At 49.0% G+C, this 349-nt stretch carries 1 protein-coding gene and 1 pseudogene; both read left to right on the forward strand.

The genetic code is table 11. The features are described 5' to 3' along the window. A pseudogene (locus VCHENC03_RS28160) lies at positions 1-179 on the forward strand (replication initiation factor domain-containing protein); the annotation flags it as partial. Between the two features lie 3 nt (positions 180-182). Beyond that, the coding region (locus VCHENC03_RS27200) for a DUF1293 family protein (RefSeq protein WP_009704420.1) at positions 183-349 on the forward strand (167 nt) is incomplete at its 3' end.

Below are 349 nucleotides of genomic sequence, written 5' to 3' on the forward strand. Positions count from 1 at the left end.
TAGACCTGTTGGCCTCGGCTCACTGGATGCGTCGCCAGTACGGGAAAATCCTCAACTCTTTAATCGAATTCCATGAGGGCGACATTGAAACCGTTGTCGGCTCACTCGTCCGTGATGGAACAAAATTCACCTTCCCCGATACCTACGGCAAGTTGGTGACTCACATATTGGAGACTTAACAAATGGCTAAATCTGTTTTTGTTCTTGGCATGGACATCACTTGGAACTCGGCACGTGGTGACAGTGCGCAACTGAATATCTCACGTCCATTACGCGAAATTAACTCGGAGAAATTCAAGCGTCGCACCATCGGTGAATCTGGCGACGTAAACCCGCAATGGGATCAACC

It is taken from the genome of Vibrio sp. HENC-03, from assembly GCF_000305755.2.
GTDB lineage: Bacteria > Pseudomonadota > Gammaproteobacteria > Enterobacterales > Vibrionaceae > Vibrio > Vibrio owensii.